Source organism: Okeania sp. SIO3I5, assembly GCF_010672085.1.
Classification (GTDB): domain Bacteria; phylum Cyanobacteriota; class Cyanobacteriia; order Cyanobacteriales; family Microcoleaceae; genus Trichodesmium.
In genome coordinates this window covers 1-6,348 of record NZ_JAAHHT010000369.1, presented here as the reverse complement: position 1 = coordinate 6,348, position 6,348 = coordinate 1, and the positions used below count along the sequence as shown (strand labels likewise).

Sequence of the window (6,348 nt, the reverse complement as noted above, 5' to 3'; positions counted from 1 at the left end):
TAAACTAGCCTATCGTGAGTTTGGATTTAGAAAAGGAGGATGGTCAAGTCAAGATAAATATCCTCGTCAGGTAGCCGATGTAAATGGTGACAATCGAGCCGATATTGTTGGTTTCGCTAACGATGGTGTCTATGTTTCTTTAGGTAAAACTGATGGTACTTTTGCTTCTCATAAACTAGCCTATAGTCAAACTTTTACTTTTGGCAAAGGAGGATGGTCAAGTCAAAACAAATATCCTCGTCAGGTAGCCGATGTGAATGGTGATAGTCGGGCTGATATTGTGGGCTTCGCTAACAATGGGGTCTATACTGCGAACGGGTAATTCGATCATTACTCCCTCGACAGTCTAGGGTGAGGTAGGGGTCTAAAAAGGCGATCGCTTCCCAAGCATAAAACGCCCCGGTGGTAATATCGGGGCGTTTTTTTCAATGGATAATATTATGTCCGGTAGCAAAGGTAAGGAAGAAGGAAGAAGCAAGAAGGAAGAAGGTGGAAGGTGGAAGGTTGAAAGAAGCAGGAAAAACTTTACTAATGGTGGATCTTTTCCCAGCTTTGACACGGGACCATACCAACGGACATGATATAATATCATGTCCGGTTAAATAGTTATAAATAACGGGATTCGTAGGGGCGAGCAAGCGAATCGCCCCCTACAGAAAGGAAGAGGCGGAAGTTTTAAGGTATAAGGAGGAGGAAGTTTTTTGATCACTAATTATCCGGACATGATATCATTGATAATGAAAAAACTTTTGTAAATCTCTAATTTTCTATCTAATATTATTTTCGGTTAAATAGTTATGATCGGGACTTACGCAGAACTACCATATCTAGTAGGGGCGATTCGCGTTTGCTCCGCATGAGCAGGAAATCGCCCTACAGATTACGCATAACCGCCATATCTAGTAGGGGCGGTTCGCAAACCGCCCCTACAGGTGGTGTATTATTTAATAATTTGCGTAAGTCCTGATAATATAACTCTCTATAGGTAAAAAGATGAAATTTTCCAAAATTTTCCCGTCCCTGAGTTTGACAGTAACCCTTGTCATTTCATCAGTATCGGTATCGCTCCCACCTAAAAAAGTTCAAGCCCAGTCAGCTTCACAACGTCCTTACGCCGTTTTCGTAAACGGCTATGGCAACTGCTGTGCTTGGGGTATGAACGATGTGCAAAAAGCTTTGCAAAATATGGGTGCTGAAATTCGCTATGTTGCTTGGGACAATTTTAAAGACGGCGCTGGTCAAAAAAGTTACCTCTCAAGTGAGAAGCAATTTCTTAGAGACGCACAAGACTTTATCAATAATCAACTGGACTCAAATCGACCGTTAATTTTAATCGGACATAGCTTCGGTGGGGATTCTTTACTCAGTCTGGCACCGAAAATAAAAAGAAGAATTCTTTTTTTAGGAGTTATCGATCCAGTTGCGATTGGCGGATTAAGGAAGCCCATTAAAAGTCGTGGAGTTCCTTCAAATGTTGATTATTTCCTTAACAGGTGGCAAACAAATCAACTTGATCAAGATAACTTAGTCCCTTTTGATAGGTTTGTAAGTGGATCGGTGCATAATTGTCGCGCTCAAACTTGCGACCAGCAAGAACAGAATATTGCGAGAAGAACAAATGGTTTCCCCATTGAGGTTGCTTGTGGTTTTTGGGAAGTTAGCTGTCCTGGATACGAACCCTCGCCAGGTGGCTCTAATGGTTACAAAGAGAAGCCCCTTCATCATAACCTGATGCCCACGGATGCTTACATTCAGCAACAAATTATCGATCGCATAACTCAATTGTTACAAATCGCAAGAGGAAGAAAGTTGGATTTCAAAAATATAGCAGATTCCAAGTAGATAGAACCTATTTAGGGCTTGCTGAAAAAAGCAGAGTGTGGAAAGTGTCGGCAGGGTGGGAAGACAGAGAAGGTAGGAGGAATAGGAGGAATAATTCTTCCTTAATTTTTCTGCTATAGCTAGGCTGAAATGCGAATTTTTTGAGTGTTTTTGGCTGATGATGAAGCAGAAGGAAATGTTTGGTACTACATTTGCATTGAAGCAGAAACACCTCCAGAAGTTACAGAAACAGCAGAAAAAGAATTGGCAACTGGTCTGGTTTAATTGTACAGGACTAAAGCCAAGTGAACCCAGAAACCCGGTTTCTCGTAGACATTTATTGCTCAAAACAACGATTTATCCTAGAAACCGGGTTTCTTTGCGTAAGTCCTATTGTAGATAGGGAAGAGATCGCTTTTCTTTTATAATTACAATTAACCTGATTTTACCAAGCAATAAACAACACCGTGACAACTGGTCCTATTCCCGATGAAACTCCTAGTAATTTAGAGGAACAACTCCTTTTAGAACAGGCTAAGGCAGGGGTAGCTATAGAAATTCAAGGAACGCCATTAAAACCTTTGAGATGTTCCCCCCGACTGGTGGAAAATTATGGTGGCGAACCAGGAGACTGGGTTAAAATGTCAAGTACGAATAGTTTAATACTTGATGGGGCAGCGGTACAAGTCCACTGGTACAGAAACCGCAAAACTGGTCAAGACCTTGAGTTTAAATTCAAACGGGAATATCCCAAAGCAGCACCAAGAAATCAATAAGGAAAACCAACCATGAAAATTCGTTGTATCGCCAACACTGGCGCATCTCTTCCAGAAAATTATCTCGATCCTGCGGTTAATCGAACCACAGAAACAGTCTTTCGATTAACAGTAGGCAAAGAATATGTTGTATATGCTATTGATGAAGCAGAAGGAAACGTTTGGTACTACATTTGCGACGACAATTTTATCTATTATCCTCAGAAACATTGTGCCCCATTATTTGAGGTGGTTGATGACCGAGTATCTAAATATTGGCGCTTTAAACTCTGGGAAAATGGTTTATTAGAAGTAGCTTTTCCCCACTGGTTGAAAGACCCCTATTTTTACGAGAAATTAACAGATCAAGAACCGGCAGAAGTAGATTTATTTAAAAGGATAAAAGCGCTCATGGATCTTGAAGCAGAAATACCGCCAGAAGAAACAGAAGCAGCAGAAAAAGAGTTGGCAACTGCTCCAGTTTAACTGAAGATAATTGGCAGGCGATTCGCGTAGCATTGCGGATGGAACTCTTGATAATCTTACCTTGATGAAGGAGCGATCTCTTTGGTTTTATAATTACAATTAACCTGATTTTACCAAGCAATAAACAACACCGTGACAACTGGCCCTATTCCCGATGAAACTCCTAGTAATTTAGAGGAACAACTCCTTTTAGAACAGGCGAAAACAGGCAAGGGAATACCAACTCATGTTGGTGCAGATATGCCTTTAAGAGTCGCGCCCAGACTTGTAGCAAACTATGGCGGTTCTCTCGAAGATTGGGATAAAATGACAACTACACAGCGTGTCATTATCAATGGAGCTTCCGTACAACTCCATTGGTATCGCAATTCTAAAATGAACCAAGATGTTGAGTTCAAATTTAAACGGGAATATCCGAAAGGATCACCAAGAAATCAATGAGGTAAATTAACTATGAAAATCCGTTGTATCGGCAACACAGGGGCATTCCTTCCAGAAAATTATCTAGATCAAAAGCGAGGTTACACAAAAGAGCTCAAACTACCATTAACCATTGGTAAGGAATACGTTGTTTATGCAATTTATGAAAGGCAACAACAAGTATGGTACTATATTGCTGACGACAATTTTATGTATTACCCGATGCGAACCCCTGCTCCATTATTCGAGGTAGTTGACAACCGCATCTCGAAATATTGGCGGTTTGATTTAAGGCCGAATGGTTTGTTAAGGCTAGCTGTTCTCCGCTGGTTAAATGACCCGCACTTCTACGAGAAATTAACAGATCAAGAAGCAGCAGAAGTAGATTTATTTAAAAGGATAAAAGCGTTCATGGATATTGAAGCAGAAACACCTCCAGAAGTAACAGAAACCGCAGAAAAAGAATTGGCAACTACTCCGGTTTAATTGAATAGCAAAAAATTAGGAGGCGAGCGCGTCCCCCTACCCAAAAACGCCCCCATTTTACCTGCGGGACGTTTTTTTTACGGAACATCTTCATGTTGTCTGTTGCTAGAGTCAGAGCGATCGCTTCTTTCGCTTTTTAACACTTTACTCACTGGATAAAGAATAATTCGTTGGTATAAACGATCGCTTACTCTAAAGCCAGCCTCCTCAATAAGAGCGTCCATGACAGGTTGTACCATTGGAATTAAACCTTTTTGTTTGGCAGCGACTAAAATGCCCAATACACCAATAACAGATAGCCCGAGTTGCAAAGCTTCTCGTCTTCCAAGTCGCTCGTCAATAAGCAGATCGTCTGCCTTAAGCTCAATTGCTAAAGCGATCGCCTCGGCTTCTCCTGGATCTAGTCCCCGTTCTTTCTGAAGCCTTTCGGCAACGCTTGTTAAACTAAGAGTTCGCATTTGTATCCATTCTAGGTTGCAAATATTTTGAATATCCCCATTGCTAGCAGCAGCAAGTTCCTCAGCCACAGCATGAGGGATGATGACTATACCATAAAGTTCTCGCAATAACCATAGAGAATTAACCAGTTGTAGATTACATAAAGGTGAAGTATCGCTGACAATAATCATAGCCAACCTCGCTCTTCTAAATGCCGAATATCTTCTTCAAAGTCTTCAACATCGTAATGAATGCAGATACCGCGACTGCCGATCAACTTTTGAAAATCAACTTGGTGCATTTTGGCAATTCTGCTAGCACGAGCGAGAGTTATTAACTCTTGTTGAAACAGAGCGATCGCTATTTCCTGCAACCACTCTCTTTCGTTCAGTCCCTTTCCTTGGAGCATTTCATCGGGAATTTCCAGAGTAATTTGCATCTTTTCCTCCAATAAAGAAGTGAATTGATTTTATCAAAGTGCTGTAACTGATTCGCTTCTGTTGCATATAGCTAGATTCAGAAGCGATCGATTCCGAAAAAAACTTTTCTGCCTTTTCTACCAAAGTCTAATTATTCAACCGGACTGAAATGACTTTTGTAATTTAAAATTCATCTGTGGTTTACCAACGTTATAAGTTAAAGCATAACTATTAGCTAATATCCAAAACCATAAACTAGGATAACGAGGTTCTAACCAAGGTTGAATCCAACGAGCAAAACTAGGGAACCATCCTAATAACCAACTTACCAAACTAAACAAGGTGAAATTGATATAACTGCTCGTCCAAAGTAATGCTTCCTGAAAGTTAATAAAATCGAGAATCCATAATAAAAGATAAGGATTTTGTCTCGCTGCTTTAAGAGCTAATTTTGTAAAAATCCACCAATCAGCTCTGTCTTTAATAAAAGTTTCTGCTACTTCTGGAGGTGATTCTGCTAATAATCCAAAAAATGTATTCAAAATAGAATTAATTTTTTGGGGAGGTAAAAACTTACCTGTGGGTACCATCATACCTTTAGAAAATAACCAAGTAATAGCAATATTGCTTTGATAAGCGCGAATTTTATTTAAGTTATCGGCATCAAGTAAATCGTATTTTAAAGCAGTATCTAAAAGTTCAGTTAAACGAGGTAAATTTCTCACCAAAGAACCAAAACCAGTAAATACTAAAGGAGACTGGAGAGAGGCAGCATCACCAATACAAACTAAACGGTCAAAAGCAACTTGGCGATCGCTACCTCTAATACTAAAATGCCCCGGAATATAACCAAAAGTTGCCTTTTTCCATACTAATTTCTCCATGTCACACCGTCGATATTCTGGCAAAATGGTGAAAAAATCCTCATACATTTCTAACAGAGAACCAGGATTTTCTGGATGAACTTGATGGTAATGAAATAGATAAAATGTTAACTCATTGTCAGCACCGGGGAACAACTCCCAAATTAATTGTCTACCGCGAGAAATATCCCCATGACTATTCAGAACATCTCCATAATTTGAATCCCAAACACCTTCTTCAAATCCACCATCAATTACTGCTCCGACTGTCGGACAAACACTATCAAAAGCACGTTTACCATTTAATTGCCAAGCTATGGGAGAAGCAGTACCCATCGCATCTATTAACAAACGTCCACAGAAAATTTGTTCGGTTTTTGTAGATAGATTTTGAGTGTAAATTACAACTTTTTCTGGTTCAATATCAGCTTTAATAAATTCTGTTTCATCGACAATAGTTCCTCCAGCTTCTTGTAATTTAGCTCCACATAGACTCAGTAACTTTTCTGAATCTAATGCCAGATTTAAAACTGTGGGAGTATGGAGAATTTTTGCTTGACAAAAATCAGGATTATTAGCATCAAAAAATTTATTAAATCCATCTTTATATTCTCTAGCAATTAAGTTTTCTAAGATCTGACGAGCACAAGTATGAACTCC

At 39.7% G+C, this 6,348-nt stretch carries 9 protein-coding genes; 6 read left to right on the top strand and 3 right to left on the bottom strand.

Annotation, left to right across the window (positions count from 1 at the left end; all coding sequences use genetic code 11):
- The 6 genes from F6K40_RS37960 to F6K40_RS37935 form a co-directional block, all read left to right on the top strand.
- A partial coding sequence (locus F6K40_RS37960) for an FG-GAP repeat domain-containing protein (RefSeq protein WP_293144787.1) occupies positions 1 to 322 on the top strand: 322 nt, incomplete at its 5' end.
- Between the two features lie 671 nt (positions 323 to 993).
- Positions 994 to 1,842, top strand: a complete 849-nt coding sequence (locus tag F6K40_RS37955; protein WP_293144784.1) for an alpha/beta fold hydrolase domain-containing protein — start codon at positions 994 to 996, stop codon at positions 1,840 to 1,842.
- A gap of 446 nt (positions 1,843 to 2,288) precedes the next feature.
- Entirely contained in the window at positions 2,289 to 2,597 is a 309-nt protein-coding gene (locus F6K40_RS37950; RefSeq protein WP_293144781.1) for a hypothetical protein, read from the top strand.
- 12 nt (positions 2,598 to 2,609) lie between these two features.
- Positions 2,610 to 3,062: a hypothetical protein gene (locus tag F6K40_RS37945; RefSeq protein ID WP_293144778.1), complete on the top strand. Its 453-nt coding sequence runs from the start codon at positions 2,610 to 2,612 to the stop codon at positions 3,060 to 3,062.
- A gap of 132 nt (positions 3,063 to 3,194) precedes the next feature.
- Positions 3,195 to 3,503 (top strand): hypothetical protein, encoded by a 309-nt coding sequence (locus F6K40_RS37940; RefSeq protein WP_293144775.1) that lies wholly within the window; start codon positions 3,195 to 3,197, stop codon positions 3,501 to 3,503.
- A 12-nt stretch (positions 3,504 to 3,515) separates the two neighbouring features.
- Entirely contained in the window at positions 3,516 to 3,968 is a 453-nt protein-coding gene (locus tag F6K40_RS37935; protein WP_293144772.1) for a hypothetical protein, read from the top strand.
- Positions 3,969 to 4,045: 77 nt separating this feature from the next.
- Here the strand turns inward: F6K40_RS37935 and F6K40_RS37930 are convergent, their stop codons facing one another.
- The 3 genes from F6K40_RS37930 to F6K40_RS37920 all read right to left on the bottom strand — a co-directional run.
- Positions 4,046 to 4,597, bottom strand: coding sequence for a PIN domain-containing protein (locus tag F6K40_RS37930; RefSeq protein ID WP_293144769.1), 552 nt, complete (start codon positions 4,595 to 4,597; stop codon positions 4,046 to 4,048).
- Positions 4,594 to 4,845, bottom strand: a complete 252-nt coding sequence (locus tag F6K40_RS37925; RefSeq protein ID WP_293144767.1) for a UPF0175 family protein — start codon at positions 4,843 to 4,845, stop codon at positions 4,594 to 4,596. Before F6K40_RS37925 ends, F6K40_RS37930 begins: the two co-directional genes overlap by 4 nt.
- A gap of 135 nt (positions 4,846 to 4,980) precedes the next feature.
- On the bottom strand, positions 4,981 to 6,348 hold a 1,368-nt coding region (locus F6K40_RS37920), incomplete at its 5' end, for a flavin-dependent dehydrogenase (protein ID WP_293144764.1).

Coding starts and splice junctions, on each gene's coding strand:
- F6K40_RS37945 (WP_293144778.1), top strand. CDS start 2,610: ATGAAAATTCGTTGTATCGCCAACACTGGCGCATCTCTTCCAGAAAAT.
- F6K40_RS37925 (WP_293144767.1), bottom strand. CDS start 4,845: ATGCAAATTACTCTGGAAATTCCCGATGAAATGCTCCAAGGAAAGGGA.
- F6K40_RS37930 (WP_293144769.1), bottom strand. CDS start 4,597: ATGATTATTGTCAGCGATACTTCACCTTTATGTAATCTACAACTGGTT.
- F6K40_RS37955 (WP_293144784.1), top strand. CDS start 994: ATGAAATTTTCCAAAATTTTCCCGTCCCTGAGTTTGACAGTAACCCTT.
- F6K40_RS37935 (WP_293144772.1), top strand. CDS start 3,516: ATGAAAATCCGTTGTATCGGCAACACAGGGGCATTCCTTCCAGAAAAT.